Origin of the sequence: Rhodovulum sp. 12E13 (assembly GCF_003340565.1) — a bacterium.
Lineage (GTDB): Bacteria > Pseudomonadota > Alphaproteobacteria > Rhodobacterales > Rhodobacteraceae > HLUCCA09.
Map to the genome: position 1 here is coordinate 119,452 of NZ_QPLK01000004.1, position 16,286 is coordinate 135,737.

13 protein-coding genes are annotated in these 16,286 nt (G+C 68.3%); all 13 read left to right on the plus strand.

The window, feature by feature from the left end; translation table 11 throughout:
• The first annotated feature begins 5 nt into the window (after positions 1-5).
• The 13 genes from tssC (at position 6) to tssK (ending at position 16,277) form a co-directional block, all read left to right on the plus strand.
• A complete protein-coding gene (tssC, locus tag DLJ49_RS05090) occupies positions 6-1,502 on the plus strand; it encodes a type VI secretion system contractile sheath large subunit (RefSeq protein ID WP_115392569.1) in 1,497 nt (498 codons plus the stop codon).
• An 83-nt stretch (positions 1,503-1,585) separates the two neighbouring features.
• Positions 1,586-2,092 carry an Hcp family type VI secretion system effector gene (locus DLJ49_RS05095; protein WP_115392448.1) on the plus strand — a complete coding sequence of 169 codons (507 nt, stop codon included), beginning with the start codon at positions 1,586-1,588 and terminating at the stop codon, positions 2,090-2,092.
• A gap of 85 nt (positions 2,093-2,177) precedes the next feature.
• Positions 2,178-3,008: a type VI secretion system accessory protein TagJ gene (locus DLJ49_RS05100; protein WP_115392449.1), complete on the plus strand. Its 831-nt coding sequence runs from the start codon at positions 2,178-2,180 to the stop codon at positions 3,006-3,008.
• On the plus strand, positions 3,001-3,498 hold the full coding sequence (tssE, locus tag DLJ49_RS05105; RefSeq protein ID WP_115392570.1) for a type VI secretion system baseplate subunit TssE: 498 nt from the start codon (positions 3,001-3,003) through the stop codon (positions 3,496-3,498). The genes DLJ49_RS05100 and tssE overlap by 8 nt, the downstream gene beginning before the upstream one ends.
• On the plus strand, positions 3,498-5,387 hold the full coding sequence (gene tssF / locus DLJ49_RS05110) for a type VI secretion system baseplate subunit TssF (RefSeq protein ID WP_115392450.1): 1,890 nt from the start codon (positions 3,498-3,500) through the stop codon (positions 5,385-5,387). The genes tssE and tssF overlap by 1 nt, the downstream gene beginning before the upstream one ends.
• Entirely contained in the window at positions 5,351-6,385 is a 1,035-nt protein-coding gene (gene tssG, locus DLJ49_RS05115) for a type VI secretion system baseplate subunit TssG (protein ID WP_115392451.1), read from the plus strand. The genes tssF and tssG overlap by 37 nt, the downstream gene beginning before the upstream one ends.
• 16 nt (positions 6,386-6,401) lie before the next feature.
• Positions 6,402-9,107: a type VI secretion system ATPase TssH gene (tssH, locus tag DLJ49_RS05120; RefSeq protein WP_115392452.1), complete on the plus strand. Its 2,706-nt coding sequence runs from the start codon at positions 6,402-6,404 to the stop codon at positions 9,105-9,107.
• A gap of 9 nt (positions 9,108-9,116) precedes the next feature.
• On the plus strand, positions 9,117-10,340 hold the full coding sequence (locus tag DLJ49_RS05125; protein WP_147277262.1) for a hypothetical protein: 1,224 nt from the start codon (positions 9,117-9,119) through the stop codon (positions 10,338-10,340).
• Between the two features lie 205 nt (positions 10,341-10,545).
• Positions 10,546-12,513: a type VI secretion system Vgr family protein gene (locus DLJ49_RS05130; protein ID WP_115392454.1), complete on the plus strand. Its 1,968-nt coding sequence runs from the start codon at positions 10,546-10,548 to the stop codon at positions 12,511-12,513.
• Between the two features lie 10 nt (positions 12,514-12,523).
• Positions 12,524-13,132, plus strand: a complete 609-nt coding sequence (locus tag DLJ49_RS05135; RefSeq protein WP_115392455.1) for a DUF6931 family protein — start codon at positions 12,524-12,526, stop codon at positions 13,130-13,132.
• A 1-nt stretch (position 13,133) separates the two neighbouring features.
• On the plus strand, positions 13,134-13,442 hold the full coding sequence (locus DLJ49_RS05140; RefSeq protein ID WP_115392456.1) for a PAAR domain-containing protein: 309 nt from the start codon (positions 13,134-13,136) through the stop codon (positions 13,440-13,442).
• Between the two features lie 7 nt (positions 13,443-13,449).
• Positions 13,450-14,874, plus strand: a complete 1,425-nt coding sequence (gene tagH, locus DLJ49_RS05145; protein ID WP_115392457.1) for a type VI secretion system-associated FHA domain protein TagH — start codon at positions 13,450-13,452, stop codon at positions 14,872-14,874.
• A 62-nt stretch (positions 14,875-14,936) separates the two neighbouring features.
• The gene (gene tssK, locus DLJ49_RS05150; RefSeq protein ID WP_115392458.1) at positions 14,937-16,277 is read left to right on the plus strand and encodes a type VI secretion system baseplate subunit TssK; all 1,341 of its coding nucleotides are present in this window, start codon (positions 14,937-14,939) and stop codon (positions 16,275-16,277) included.
• Positions 16,278-16,286: the final 9 nt, after the last annotated feature.

Sequence of the window (16,286 nt, forward strand, 5' to 3'; positions counted from 1 at the left end):
CCGAGATGCCAGAAGAAAAGACCGACGTCGCCCCGCAGCACGCTGAAAGTGCCTTCGGCTCCTCCGAGTTCGAGGCGCTTCTCAACAAGGAGTTCCGGCCGAAATCGGACCAGGCCAGGACCGCGGTGCAGAGCGCCGTGCGCACGCTGGCCGAGCAGGCGCTCGAGAATACCGCCCTGATCTCCGACGATTCGCTGCGGACGATCGAGGGGATCATCGGCGAGATCGACAAGAAGCTGACCGAGCAGATCAATCTGATCCTGCACCACGAGGATTACCAGCAGCTCGAGAGCGCGTGGCGCGGGCTGCACTATCTCGTCAACAACACCGAGACCGACGAGATGCTGAAGATCCGCGTCATGAACATCTCGAAGAAGGAGATGCACAAGACGCTGCGCAAGTTCAAGGGCACCGCCTGGGACCAGTCGCCGATCTTCAAGAAGGTCTACGAGGAGGAGTTCGGCCAGTTCGGCGGCGAGCCCTACGGCGCTCTCGTGGCCGATTACCACTTCGACCATTCGCCGCCCGACGTCGAGCTTCTGGGCGAGATGTCGAAGATCGCCGCCGCCGCCCACGCGCCGCTCATCACCGGCGCCAAGCCCACGCTCTTCCAGATGGACTCGTGGTCGGAACTCGCCAACCCTCGCGACCTGACCAAGATTTTCCAGACGCCGGAATACGCCGCCTGGCGCAGCCTGCGCGAGAGCGAGGACGCCAAGTATGTCGGGCTGGCGATGCCGCGCTTCCTCGGCCGGCTGCCCTACGGCTCCAAGACCGACCCGGTAGAGGAATTCGCCTTCGAGGAGGATACAGAGGGCGCCGACAGCGGCAAGTATTCGTGGGTCAACGCGGCCTATGGCATGGCCACCAACATCACCCGCTCGTTCAAGGAATACGGATGGTGCTCGCGCATCCGGGGGGTGGAATCGGGCGGCGCGCTGTCGAACCTGCCCAGTCACACCTTTCCCACCGACGATGGCGGGGTGGATCAGAAATGCCCGACCGAGATCGCCATCTCGGACCGGCGCGAGGCGGAACTGGCCAAGAACGGGATGATGCCGCTGATCCACCGCAAGAATTCCGACGAGGCGGTGTTCATCGGTGCGCAGTCGCTGCACAAGCCGGCCGAATACGACGATCCCGACGCCACGGCCAACGCCAACCTCGCGGCGCGGCTGCCCTACCTCTTCGCGACCTGCCGTTTCGCGCACTACCTGAAGTGCATGGTCCGCGACAAGATCGGCTCCTTCAAGAGCCGGACGGCCATGGAGGAATGGCTGCAGGAGTGGATCAACAACTACGTCGACTTCAATGCCGACATCTCGGCCGAGTCCGAGAAGGCGCGCAAGCCGCTCGCCGCGGCCGAGGTGGTGGTCGAGGACGTCGAGGGCAACCCCGGCTATTACACGTCGAAATTTTTTCTAAAGCCCCATTACCAGCTCGAAGGACTGTCAGTCTCGCTGAGGCTGACCTCGACGCTGCCCTCGGAGAAGGGCGGTTGAGGCGCGGCTTCTGATCCGGCCGTCATTCCGCGGCCACCCCACCACTTCGGGCCTGACGGCCCGGCCCGGACAAGGAGAGAACCGTGGCGGAGAATACATTCATCCAGATCGAGGGCATCGAAGGCGAGGCCACCGAGGATAACCATGCGGGCTGGGTGCCCCTGAAGAGCATCGAATGGGGCATGGAGCGGACGGTCGACATGACCGACCTGACCACCAAGCAGCGCGGCTACGCCAACACCAACTTCGACAAGGTGTCGCTGACGAGCGACCTGAGCAAGGCGTCGGCCAAGATCTGCACGTATGTGGCCAGTGGCAAGGTCACCAAGGAGGCGGTGATCCACCTGTGCCGGTCGGGCGACGACGCCGGCAAGGGTATGGAGCCCTACCTGATCATCAAGCTCGGCAACTGCATGATCGACAGCTACTCGGTCTCGGGCGGGGAAGAGTCGCTCCCCGAAGAGTCCTGGACGCTCGCCTATCGCAGTATCGTCATCGAGTACAAGGAAGCCGACTACAAGACGGGCAAGCTCACCAAGGCCGACGAGTTCAAGTGGAACCTCGAGAAGGGCAACGTCAGCACGGGCTGACGTCGCCCTCTCGCCGTGCGGCCCGCGCCCCGACGCCTGATGGGGGTGGGCCGCCCACCCTTGATCCCGAGCGGGAGGTTCGCGCATGACGCCCGAAGAGCACCTGAAGGCGGGCGACCTGGAGGCGACCCTGCGGACGCTGCAGGAGCAGGTCCGCAAGAAGCCCGCCGACGCCCGGCTGCGGGTCTTCCTGTTCCAGTTGTTGTGCGTGCGGGGCGAGTGGCAGCGTGCCATCGCGCAGTTGAAGGTTGCTGCCGAACTCGACGCGGGCGCCACGATGATGGCACGCGCCTACCGCGAGGCCATCGTCTGCGAAGTCTACCGCGAGAAGGTCTTCGCCGGGGAGAAGGCGCCGCTGGTCTTCGGCGAGCCCGAGGAATGGCTGGCGCTGCTGATCGAGGCGCAGAAGCTGATGGGGCAGGGCGAGGGTGCCCGCGCCGCCGAATTGCGCGCACGCGCCTTCGAGGCGGCTCCTGCGGCCGCCGGTACGCTCGACGGCGCCCCGTTTGCCTGGGTCGCCGATGCCGACTCGCGTCTCGGACCCGTGCTCGAGGTGGTGGTGAACGGCCGGTATTTCTGGTTGCCCTTCGCGCAGATCGACACGCTCACGGCCGAGGCGCCGACCGACCTGCGCGACGCGGTCTGGACGGCGGCGACCCTGACGCTGGTCAACGGTGGCGAGGTGGCGGCGCTGATCCCCACGCGCTATGCCGGGACGACGGCCGAGGGGTCCGATGCCGAGCGGCTTGCGCGGGCCACCCGCTGGGCCGATCTCGGCCACGACTGCTTCGCCGGGATCGGGCAGCGGGTGCTGGCGACCGACCGGGGAGACGTGGCGCTGCTGGACATGCGGTCGCTTGCGCTCGGCGCGCAGCCCGCCGCGGCCGAGGCCGAGGGCGCGCCCGGCCATGTCTGATCGCACGGTGGCAGAACGGCTCCAGCCCTCGCTGCTGGACAGGCTGACCGACGAGGCGCCCGGCGAGCAGACGGAGACGCGCGCCTCGCGGGTGATAGACGTCGCCCGCCTGCGCGATATCGTGCAGCGGGATCTTGCCTGGCTTCTCAACACCCAGGCCAACACCGATCTCTACGAGACCGGGCACACGCCCAACGCGGCGCGATCGGTGCTGAATTACGGGGTGCGGCCGACCTCGGGCGACTATTCCACGATCTATCGGGCCGAGGAGATCCGCCGCGCCATCCTGAAGGCGATAGAGACGTTCGAGCCGAGGCTGGTAAAAGGCTCGACCACGGTCGAATTGCGCCCGACCGAGCGGGGCGGCGAGATGTATATCGCCTTCGACATCCGCTCGGATCTCTGGGCGCACCCGATGCCGCTCGAGCTCTACCTGCGCAGCCGGGTCGATCTCACGACCGGCGAGGTCGAGATGGAGCGGGCAAGCTGATGGATACGCGCCTTCTCTCGCACTACGAGGCCGAGCTCGCCTATCTGCGCGACATGGGGGGCGAGTTCGCCCGCGCCTATCCGAAGATCGCCGCGCGCCTCGGGATGGAGGGGATCGAGGTCATCGACCCCTACGTCGAGCGGCTGCTTGAGGGGGCGGCGTTCCTTGCCGCGCGGGTGCAGCTCGAACTCGACCTGCAGGTGCCCGAGATCACGAGCCATCTGCTCGAGATCGTCTACCCGCATTACCTCTGCCCGGTGCCGTCGATGATGATCGCGGCCTTCGAACCCGAGAAAGGCGGATCGGGGCTGAAGGCCGGACACCTGCTGCCGCGCCAGACGGTGCTGCGCTCGCGCCCCGGAGAGGATCAGCAAACCGCCTGCGAGTTCCGCACCGCCGCCGACGTCACGCTTTGGCCCCTGGAGATTGCCGAGGCCGAGTACATCGACGGCCGCGGCGCGCTGGTCGCGGCGGGACTGGCGCGAGACCTCGACGCGCGCGCGGGCATACGGCTGCGGCTGCGGCGCACAGATGGCGACCCGATCGCGGCGCTGCCGCTCGACCGGCTGACCCTGTTCCTCGACCCGGAAGGCGGTGCGCCGTGGTCGCTGCACGAATTGCTCTGCACGCAGGCGAACGGACTGACCGCGCGGTCGACCGACCCGCGCGCCGAATGGCGCGTGATGCTGCCCGACGGCGCCGTGGTGCCGAGAGGCTTCGAGCCGGAGGAGGCGCTGTTGCCGTTGCCGCGGCGCTCGTTCGACGGCTACCGACTGCTCCAGGAATATTTCGCGATGCCCGAGCGGTTCCTCTTCGTCGAGCTGCGGGGCCTCGCGCCCGGGTTGGCGAAGGCCGAGGGCGATGCGGTCGACATCTACATCCTGCTGCGGGAGGGCGACCGCGAGGTCCAGCCGGCGATCAAGCCCGACGCCTTCACGCTCAACGCCGTTCCGGCCGTCAACCTGTTTCCCAAACGCTGCGACCGGGTGCTGATGCGCGCGACGGACACCGAGGTGCATGTCGTGCCCGACCGGACGGCGGGCCTCGACTACGAGATCCACACGATCACCGGGGTGCAGGGCATCCGCAACGACGGCGGCGAGGACATCGCGTTCCTGCCGTTCTACTCGGATACCGCGTTCACCGCGGCGGGCGAAAGCTGGGCCGCCTATTACACGGTGATGCGGAGGATGCGTCAGCGCAGCGAGAAGGAGCAGCTGCGCGGCCTGCGCACGTCCTACCTTGGCTCCGAGGTCTACCTGACGCTGGTCGACCGCCGGCAGGCGCCGTTTCCGGCGGCGATCGACCAGCTCTCGGTGCAGGCGATGTGCTCCAACCGCGACTTGCCGATGCTGCTGGCCACCGGCGATGGCGAGACGTTCCAGTTGGCGCAGGGCGGACCGGTGAGGCGGGTGCGCCTGCCCGTTGCGCCCACCCGGCCGCGGCCGACACTGGCGCAGGGCGACAGGGCGTGGCGGCTGATCAGTCACCTCAGCCTCAACTACCTTTCGATCGCCGAAACCGGCGAGCGCGCGGGCGACGGGCGCGCCGCCGAGGCGCTGCGCGAGCTCGTCAGCCTCTACGCGCCGCTCGGCAACCGGGTGATGGAAAAACAGCTGGAAGGGATCGTGTCGGTCGACAGCCGGCCCATCGTGCGCCGCATGGCCGACGAGGTGCTCTCGACCGCGGTGCGCGGCATCGAGATCCGGCTGGGGCTCGACGAAAGCTGCTTCGAGGGCACCAGCGTCTACGTTCTGGGCGCGGTGCTCGAGCGGTTTTTCCGCAAGTATGTCTCGATCAACTCGTTCACCGAGACGGTGCTGACAACCGACAGACGGGGAGAGATTGCAAGGTGGCGACCGGCGACCGGCCTCGGCCGAACGATCTGAGCCTGCACGACAATCTCGTGGCGCGGCCGCTGGAGCATCACCTGTTCCAGGCGCTGCGCATCGTCGAGGCACACCATGCCGACGCGCCGCGCATCGGCGAGGCCCGCCGCCCCCGCGAAGAGAGGGTGCGGCTGGGGCAGGAGGCCGAGCTCGCCTTCCCGCCCTCGACCATCGCCGCCTACCGGCCGGCCGAGGGGGGGCGGCCGGGAAAGCTCGTCAACCGCTCCTTCGGGTTCTTCGGTCCGAACGGCCCGCTGCCCCTGCACCTGACCGAATACGCTCGCAACCGGCAGCGCAACGCGCGTGACGGCACCCTCGTCGCCTTCGCCGACATGCTGACCCACCGCTTTCTCGCGCTGTTCTACCGGGCGTGGCGCGAGGGGCAGCCGGCGGCGAGTCATGACCGCGCCGAGGATAGCCTGGCCGAGAAGGTGTCGGCGCTCGCGGGCTATCGCGGTGCGGGCTTCGAGGGGCGCGACCGTGTGCCCGCGAACCTGCGCCGCCACTTCGCCGGGCACCTCGCGCTGGGGCCGCGCCCGCCCGAGGGGCTGGTGGCCATCCTGTCGGACCATTTCGGCGTGCCGGTGACGCTTCAGGAGTTCGTGGGCACCTGGCTCGAGCTCGAGCCGGATGACCGCTGGCAGCTCGGCCGTCCGGCAGGGCTGGGGCGCACGACCAGCGTGGGCGACCGGGTCTGGTCGCGCAGCGCCAAGTTCCGCCTGCGGATCGGCCCGCTTTCCCGCACGCAATACGAGAGCCTGCTGCCCGGCGGCGCAGGGATCGCCTGCCTGCACGACATCGTGCGCAGCTACGTGGGCGACGTGCTCGACTACGACGTGAACCTCGTCCTCGCGGGCAGGGACGTGCCGCGCGCCGCGCTCGACGGCGAGACGCGCCTTGGCCAGACGAGCTGGTCGCGGGGCCGCGACGACGGCGACGGCCCGCCGCGCCCCGACGCGGCCGATCTCTTCATCCATCCCGACCGGACAGCGGCCTGAAAGGACGAGTGACCCCATGACCGAGATCAGCCGTGTCGCCCTGTTCGGAAAGCTGAACAAGCTGGGCTACCAGGCCGTCGAGGGCGCGACGGTGTTCTGCAAGATGCGGGGCAATCCCTATGTCGAGCTGCCCCACTGGCTGCACCAGATCCTCAACGGGCAGGACAGCGACCTGCACCGCATCGTGGATCACTACGACCTCGATCCGGGCAGGATCGCGGCCGAGCTGACCGCGGCGCTCGACAGGCTGCCGCGGGGGGCGTCGTCGATCTCCGACCTGTCGGAGCATCTTCTCGACGCGATGGAGCGGGGATGGGTCTGGGGCTCGCTGCTCTATTCCTCGAGCCAGGTGCGCACGGGCCACCTGCTGCTGGGCATGCTCAAGACGCCGGCGCTGCGCAACATCCTCTCCGGGCTGTCGCCCGAACTGGCCCGGATCGGCCCCGACGATCTGGCCGACAGCTTCGCCAGGGCCACGAGCGGCTCGCCCGAGGAAGCGATGGGCGCGCAGGACGGCTCGCGCACCGGCGGCGGGGCGGAACCCGGCGAGGCGTCTTCGGCCATGCGGCCCGCGCAGATGGGCACGGGAGAGGCGCTGGCGCAATACTGCACCGACCTGACGGCGCAGGCGCGGGCGGGCGAGATCGACCCCATCGTGGGCCGCGACGAAGAGATCCGGCAGATCGTCGACGTGCTGCTGCGGCGGCGGCAGAACAACCCGATCCTCACCGGCGAGGCGGGGGTGGGCAAGACGGCGGTGGTCGAGGGCTTCGCCCTGCGCATCGCGCGGGGCGACGTGCCGCCGAGCCTGAAAGACGTGCGGCTGCTCGCGCTCGATGTCGGCCTCCTGCAGGCGGGCGCCAGCATGAAGGGCGAGTTCGAGCAGCGGCTGCGGCAGGTGATCGACGAGGTTCAGGCCAGCCCCGAACCCATCGTGATGTTCGTCGACGAGACGCACACCCTGGTCGGCGCGGGCGGCGCGGCGGGCACCGGCGACGCGGCCAACCTCCTGAAGCCGGCGCTGGCGCGCGGCACCCTGCGCACCATCGGCGCGACGACCTGGGCGGAATACAAGAAATACATCGAGAAGGACCCGGCCCTGACCCGCCGGTTCCAGGTGGTCCATGTCGACGAGCCCGACATCCCCAAGGCGGTGCTGATGATGCGGGGCATCGCCTCGATGCTGGAGACGCACCACCGCGTGCAGGTGCTCGACGAGGCGATCGAGGCCGCCGTGTCGCTGTCTGCCCGCTACATCCCGGCGCGGCAATTGCCGGACAAGTCGGTGAGCCTGCTCGACACCGCCTGCGCCCGCGTCGCCGTCAGCCAGCACGCGGTGCCGGCCGAGCTTGACGACAGCCGGCGGCGGCTGGAGGCGCTGGCGACCGAGCTGGAGATCATCGCGCGCGACGAGACGGCGGGCTACGACGTGACGGCGCGGCGCGAGGCCATCGAAGCGGCGCGCGAGGCCGAGGAGGCCCGCAGGGCCGATCTGACCGCGCGGTGGGAGGGCGAGAAGCGCGTCGTCGACGAGATCCTGGCGCTGCGCGCCAGGCTGCGCGGCGAGGCGGGCATCGTCGAGGGCTCGGAGATCGGCGTGCCGGGCGAGGACGGCTCGCTGGGCGAGACCGAGCGTGCGGCACTGCTGGAGACGCTGAAGGAGAAGAACGCAGAGCTGACCGCGCTGCAGGGCGACAGCCCGCTGATCCTGCCGATCGTCGACCGTCAGGCGGTGGCGAGCGTGGTCGGCGACTGGACGGGCATCCCCGTCGGCCGGATGGTGAAGGACGAGCTGGAGACGGTGCTCAACCTCGAGCAACGCATGGCGCAGCGCGTGATCGGGCAGGATCACGCGATGAAGATGATCGCCAAGCGCATCCAGACCAGCCGCGCCGGCCTCGACAACCCCAACAAGCCCATCGGGGTGTTCATGCTCGCGGGCACGTCCGGCGTCGGCAAGACCGAGACGGCGCTGGCGCTGGCCGAGGTGCTCTATGGTGGCGAGCAGAACGTCATCACCATCAACATGAGCGAGTACCAGGAGGCGCACACCGTCAGCTCGCTCAAGGGCGCGCCGCCGGGCTATGTCGGCTACGGCGAGGGCGGCGTGCTGACCGAGGCCGTGCGGCGCAAGCCCTACTCGGTCGTCCTGCTCGACGAGGTGGAAAAGGCCCACCCCGACGTGCACGAGATCTTCTTCCAGGTCTTCGACAAGGGCCAGATGGAGGACGGCGAGGGCCGGCTGATCGACTTCAAGAACACGCTGATCCTGCTGACGACCAACGCCGGTACCGAGCTGATCACCGACCTGTGCGCCGACCCCGAACTGATGCCCGAGCCCGAGGGCATCGCCACGGCCCTGCGCGAGCCGCTGCTCAGGATCTTTCCGCCCGCGCTGCTCGGGCGTCTCGTGGTGATCCCCTATTACCCGCTGAGCCCCGAGATGATCGGCAGGATCACCGTGCTGCAGCTCGACAGGATCAAGAAGCGCGTGACCGAGACGCACGGCGTGCCCTTCCACTACACCGACGCGGTGGTCGAGGAGATCGTCTCGCGCTGCCAGGAGCTGGAGAGCGGCGGGCGCATGATCGACGCCATCGTCACCAACACGATGCTGCCCGACATTTCGGCCGAGTTCCTGCGACGGATGATGGAGGGGCGGCACGTCGCGAAAGTCGGGATCGACGCGAGGAACGGCGACTTCGTGTATTCCTTCGAATAGGAGACGGCAATGGGAACGACAAAAATTCCTCTTTGCACGGCTGACATCCGGCGAGAGTTGAAGTCGAAGGTCAAGCTCAAGAACACGGCGCTGCCCAAGGACACCAAGTTCAACCTTTACCTCGAGGTGTCAGACGATCTCGCCAAGAAGATCGAGCTCGACGCGGTTCTCGCGGGAAAGATCTTCAGGGACGTGTCGAAGATCTACAAGGAGACGGTCGCCGAGCTGGCGAAGCTTGCGACCGAGATTGACGACAATTTTCTCAAACCGCCTCTGAAGCCTGCCGACTACCCAAAGAAGGAATGGGCGAAGCGGGCGCCGGACATCTTCACCCAGGCCCAGGCCGAGATGCTGGTCCAGGCCAAGAAGCATATCCAGAAATGGCAGCAGGTCCGAAAGGACCGCACGAAATACGTGGTCAAGGCCAGCGCGAAGGTGACGGTCGGCACGCTCGGGGTCGCCACGGCGACGCTGGGCACCGTCGTCTCGAGCGCCGGGGTGGCGACCACCGGCGGCGCGGCCATCCCCGGCCTCGTCGCCGCGATCTACGTCAACGCCAAGGCCATCGCTCAACTCGGAAAGGTGATCAACCGGCTGCGCCGTGACGTCGACGCAGCCGAGAAAGACCTCAGGAACGACCTCCGCACGATCTACAGCGCGTACATGAAGAACGGCAAGGCGGCGGTGGTCGGCAAGGAACTGGGCAAGGCGGCGGTCGAACAGTTCGTTGCGGCGACGCTGCCCAGCATTTCAAGCGCCGAGAACGGCCTTTCGGACTTCAAGGGAAAGCTCGACGGAATCGACATCAAGCTGTCGGAGATGGGAATCAAGCTCAACAAGATCCTCGATCAGCAGCTCGAGCTCCAGAAGAAGATCGACGTCAAGAAGAAGAAGCTCCGGCAGGGCAAATACAAGTCGAAGAAGCTGCCCAAGCTCGAGACGTCCGTCGACAAGCTGGCGGACGAGGTCAACCGGCTTCTGGCCGAGATCCCGGAGGCGGACAGGAAGATCACCAAGGGTCGAAACCGCTACAACACGATATACAAGCCGCAGGTCAAGAACCTGAAGGACAAGAAGCCGGGATGGGTCGACTACGCACAGATGTCGATGAAGCTGGGCGACCTCGCTCTCGGGGCCGGTTTCACCGATTTCGGAGCGGCCGACAGCATCCTCGTTCTGGTCGACAGCATCGGAACGGAGGTGGACGATGTCCTGGTGGAGCAACTCCTCTAGGCGGTCGGGCCCCGCGGCGGCATGGTCGTGGCGGGCCGCTCGACGGGAGTGAAGGATGTGCGGGGCGCGAGGCGACGGCGGCCCGCAGCGAAGACCATGATTTTGACGTGTGCGACGACGACGACAGGATGGACAACGACCTCGCGGCCCTTCCGGCCGATTTGTGACCGGCAGGGCCCTGTGCCCGCGCGCCGAAGGAGCGACGATGGAGAAGAGGAGTTCCCTCACCTGGATCACCGGTGACTTCGTCAAGGCCGACGAGGACATCGACCTGCGGCGCGCCGTGGTGCGCGAGGCCCTCGGCCGTCTGACCGAGGCGACGGTCGAGTTCCTCTGGAAGACCGACGAAGAGCCGCTGTCCACCTTCCTCGGCAAGCGGATGACCCTGCACGTGGCCGGACAGACCGAGAGCGGCCCAGACCGGCTGTTCACCGGAACGATCGTCTCCGTCGAGACGCTGGGCCTGCGACGGGGCAAGGGGCATTACGTGGCCGAGCTGCGGCCGCGGCTGTGGATGCTGACCCGCCGCCGCAACAGCCGCGTGTTCCAGGACACGAGTACCCCGCAGATCATCCAGACCATCCTCGAGGAGCACGGGCTTACCCAGAAGGACATCAGACTTAACGCGCAATACCGGGCTCGTCCCACCTGCGTGCAGTATCAGGAGACCGACTTCGACTTCATCAGCCGGCTGATGGAGCAGGAGGGGATCTACTACTACTTCGATCACTCCGAGGCCGAGGGCAAGGACGAGAAGGTCGTCCTTTGCGACGGAAGCGGCTCGCACGGGCCGGTGCCGGTCGAGGCGGACCTGCCCTACATGAAGCGCGACGCATCTGCCTCCCTGCGCGGCGACCACATCGCCGAGTGGGCGAAGCTGCAGACGGTGCAATCGACGCGGGTCACGCTGTCAGACCTCGACTACCGGTTGTCGGACACGATGGTCGAGCGAAGCGAGATCGAGATGGGCGAGCGCGCGCTCGTGCAGAAGGGCGAGATCTTCATGCATCCCGGCCGGTTCACCACGCTCGGGCGCGATCATGGGGAGAGCGCGCAGGACAGCGAGTCGGGCAAGGACAGGGCGCGCGTCTGGATGGAGTCTCTCGCCGCTCGCCACGACGTGCGCCGGGGCGCGGGCACCGTGCGTCATCTCGGCACCGGCTACCGCTTCTTCGTTCACGCCGAGGAGGTCGGCGCCGACGATCTCGAGCGCGACGAGTTTCTCGTGGTCGACGCGGTGCACTACCTTCAGGAGTCGGCCGGCTACGAAGAGGTGCCGATCCGCCGCGATCTCGTGAGCGAGCGGGTCCGGCTGCCCGAAGACAACCGTGACGTCTATTCGTCGACGTTCACCGCGATCAAGGTGGCCACGCCGTTCCGCTCGCCGCCCGTCACGCCGTGGCCGCGGATCGTCGGCCCCCAGACCGCCACGGTGGTGGGGCAGGGCGACATCCACTCCGATGCGCTCGGCCGCATCCGCGTGCGCTTTCACTGGTCGCGAAAGCCCAACGGCGACCCGCTTCCCGCCCAGCCGGATGTCGACGATCACGCCTCGTGCTGGGTGCGCGTGGTCACGCCCTGGGCCGGTCAGGATTACGGCTTCGTGGCGCTGCCACGGGTGGGGATGGAGGCGGTCATCGCCTTCGAGGATGGCGACCCCGACCGTCCGATCTGCACCGGCATGGTCTATAACGGCACCCGGAAGCAGCCCTACGATTACGGGACATCCGAGAACTGGACGCAGATCGGCCTGCGCTCGAACTCGTCGCCCGATGGCGGCGGTTTCAACGAACTGATGTTCGACGACAAGGCCGGGAGCGAACGTGTCTACCTGCAGGCGCAGAAGGATTACGAGGAACTCGTCAAGAACGACGCGACGGTGCAGATCGACAACAATCTCGCGCACACGGTCAAGCAGGACGAGACGCGCGAGGTGACGAGCGGCAACCTCTCGGTCGACGTGAAGGCGGGAACCGCGACCCTGAAGGCCGCCCAGAAGATCGAGCTCGTCTGCGGGCAGAGCAAGATCACCATGACCCCGTCGAAGATCGCCATCGAGTCGACCATGATACAGATCAAGGGATCGGCCATGGCCCAGATGAAGGCAGGCTTTACCGACGTGGTCGGGAACACGACGCTCATCCTCAAGGGCGGGATCACCAAGATCAACTGATGGCGGCACGATGAGTGGACGGTTCGACAACATGACGAAGGCGGCGAAGGAGCCCGCGGCGAAGCTCCTGTCGCTCGCGAACCTCGATCTCGAGTCGCCCGTCGATGCGCCGCCGACCGCTCCGGTCGACGTCGTTCTCGCCGGATTGGAGCAACGGGGCGCCGTGATCGACCAGCTCAAGCTGATGGCGGTCGCGCTTCCCCCGCGCGAGCGGGTGTGGTGGGCCTGCCTTGCCGCGCGCGACATGGTCGGCTCCGGCGATGCGCGCATGACGCCCGCGCTGAAGGCCGCCGAGGCGTGGGTGGTGCGGCCGACCGACGAGAATCGCGAGGCGGCACGGGCGTCGCTCGACCACGCGAGGGTGGACGACGACACCGTGCTCTGTGCCGAGGCCGTGCTCTATGCCGACGGCACGCTCGGCCCCGGCGACCTCGCCGAGCACCCCGCACCCGCGGGCGCGTGCGAGGTCCTGGCCTTCGTGATGAACCTCAAGGCGATGGGAGAGCACGAGGGCGACCCGATGGCCTATGGCCGGGTGCTGGTCGATCGTGCGGTGGACATTGCCCGTGGCGGCAACGGGCGGATCGCGGCGCCCCGCGGCGCGTCGGAGGAGGTGTGACATGACGTTTCCCCAGGCCAGGATCACCGACCTGCACGGCTGCCTCCTGCCCGCGCCGCCCCCCGCTCCGCCGGCTCCGCCGCCGGGCGTGCCGACGCCGATCGCCGCGGGGTTTCCCACGGTTCTGGTGGGCGGGTTGCCCGCGGCGCGGGTCACCGACATGACGGCGGCCGCGCCGCCCCATCCGATCGTCAAGGGATCGGCCACGGTGCTGATCGGCAACCTGCCGGCCGCGCGGGTGACGGACACCTGCGCCTGCGGCGGCTTCATCATCCCGCCCTGCATGCCGACCGTGCTGGTGGGGGGCTGACGGCGGAATGGCGGTGCGGCTGAAATTCCAGTCTTCCGGGGCGATACCGGGCGACGGGCGCCCGGTGGCGATGCGGGGTGGCAGCCTGACGGTCGGGCGCGGCCCTGCAAACGACCTCGTGCTGCCCGACCCGGAAAGGACCCTGTCGAAGAGCCATTTCGTGATCGAGGCGCAGGGCGGCGAGGTCGTGGTCGTCGACCTGTCGACCAACGGCACGTTCCTCAACTACTCGCGCATCCCGCTCGGTCGCACGCCGACGCCGCTCAACGACGGCGACGTGCTGTCGGCCGGGCCGTACGAGCTGGTGGTCGAGATCGCGGCCGACGCGCCCGAGCCCGGCCTCGCCGCTCCCGTCGCGCAGGAGGCGGTGTCGTTCGGCTCGGCCGAGGCCGCACCCGACCCCGCGCACCTGCTCGACGCCCCCGCGCCCGAGGGCGACTTCCTCGACGACCTGCTCGGCGCGGAGGGGCCGGTCGGCCCGTCGGGGCTGAACATCCCCGACCCGATCGACGAGCTGCTGCCCCCGGAGGAGGATCGCACGTCGCCGCTCGACGACGAAATCGCCCCGCCAGAGGAGCCGGGGGGCGACTCGCCGCTGCTGCACGGGGCGTCGGTGTCGGACAGCTATCGCAGCGGCGGCGGCATTGGCGGCGGCATTGGTGGCGGGGGCATCATCCCCGACGACTGGGATGCCGACCCCTTCGGCGAGGACGAGCCGCTTGCTCCGCCGGTGCCGCCGCGGCCCGGCGCCCCGCCTGCGGAAGCGGCGCCGCAGGACTCGCAACCGGCACCGCAGCCGGCCTCGCCGCCTGCCGCGGCGCAACAGCCGCGCACCCTCGCCCCGGGCGGGGCGCGGGAGACGGCGGCGCGCGCCTTCCTCGAGGCGCTCGATGTCGCCGAGTTGTCGGTGCCCGACGACCAGCTCGTGCCGACCATGGAGCGGATGGGGCGGGTGATGCGCGCGATGATCGCCGGGCTGCGCGAGGTGCTGATGACCCGCACCTCGATCAAGAACGAGTTCCGCATCGACCAGACGATGATCTCGGCCCAGGGCAACAACCCGCTGAAGTTCTCGGTCAGCCCCGACCAGGCGGTGGAGGCGCTCGTGCGGCCCCGCGCCCGCGGCTATCTCGATGCCGAGGCCGCCACCAACGAGGCGCTGCGCGACATCAAGGCCCATGAGGTTGCGATGGTCACGGGGATGGAGGCGGCGCTGAAGGGCGTTCTGGCCCGGCTCGACCCGGCGGCCCTGGCCGGCCAGATCGAGAGTTCCGGCAATCTCGGCAGCGTCTTCAAGGGCAAGAAGGCCCGCTACTGGGAGGTCTACGAGAAGATGTATGCCGAGATTTCCGACCAGGCCGAGAACGACTTTCACGAGCTCTTCAGCCGCGAATTCGCCCGTGCCTACAAGGAGCAGCTGAAAAAGCTCTGACCCCCTGCCGGCGCCTTCGGGGCCGCGGCAGGCAACGACGAAAGAAAGACGGAGGGGCGTTCTTGTCCTGGGACAGCAAGGTGCTTTGGACTGAGGGGCTGTTCATGCAGCCCCACCACTTTCAGCAGGCCGACCGCTACCACGAGGCGCTGGTGGCGGGCCTCGCACGGCGGGTGGCGCCCTATGCCTGGGGGGTCAGCGACCTCGCCATCGACGAGGCCGCGCTCAAGGTGGGCCAGTTCGCGCTGAAGCACGCCGCCGGGCTGACGCAGGACGGCGCGGTGTTCCGCATCCCCGCCGCCGACGACCATCCGCCGGCGCTGGTCGTCCCGCCCACGATAAAGGAATGCGTGGTGCTCCTGACCGTGCCGCAGCGGCGCGAGGGCGCGGCAGAGGTCGACCTGTCGGGCGCCGAGCAGTCGGTCAGCCGCCTGCGCCCCGCCGAGCAGGACGTGGTCGACGTGATGAGCCAGCAGAGGAAACCCGCGACGGTCGGCGTGGGCAAGCTGCGGCTGCAATTCGCGCTCGCCGTCGACGACCTGTCGGACAAGCTCGCCATTCCGATCGCGCGCATCATCGAGGTGCGCCCCGACAAGGAGATCGTTCTCGACCGCGCCTTCGTGCCCTCGGCGCTCGACGTGCGCGCCGCGGAGCCGCTGTCTGGCTTTCTCGAAGAACTCGAGGGGCTGATGTCGCACCGGATGCAGGCGCTGGCCGGGCGGCTGGAAGAGGGCGGCGGGGCGCGCGGCGTGGCCGAGGTGCAGGACGTGCTGCTTCTGCAGTTGCTCAACCGGTCGATCCCGCTTTTCCGCCATTTCCGAACGATCGAGAACCTGCACCCGGAGACGGCGTTCCGTGCCTGTGCCGCGCTGGCGGGCGAACTGGCCACCTTCATGGCCGACGACAAGCGCCCCCCCGAGCTGCCGCCCTACCGCCACGACGACCTGACCGACACATTCGCGCCGGTGATCCGGGTGCTTCGGCGCTACCTCAGCTCGGTGCTCGAGCAGACGGCGGTGGCGATCCCGCTCGAGCCGCGCAAATACGGCATCTCGGTGGGCGTCATCGCCGACCGCAAGCTGCTCGGCACGGCCGGCTTCGTTCTGGCGGTGTCGGCCGACATCCCGGCCGAGGACGTGCGCCGCCACTTCGCCGGGCAGGCCAAGATCGGGCCGGTGGAAGAAATCCGGCAACTGGTCAACTCGGCCCTGCCCGGAATCGCGCTGCGGCCCCTGCCCGTGGCGCCGCGCCAGATCCCCTATCATGCGGGGGTGGTGTATTTCGAACTCGACCAGAACAACCCGGCGTGGAAGCGGATGACCACGTCGGGCGGGATCGCGGTGCATGTCTCGGGCCAGTATCCCGGGCTGAAGATGGAACTCTGGGCGATCCGCACCAGCTGACGCGAGGGC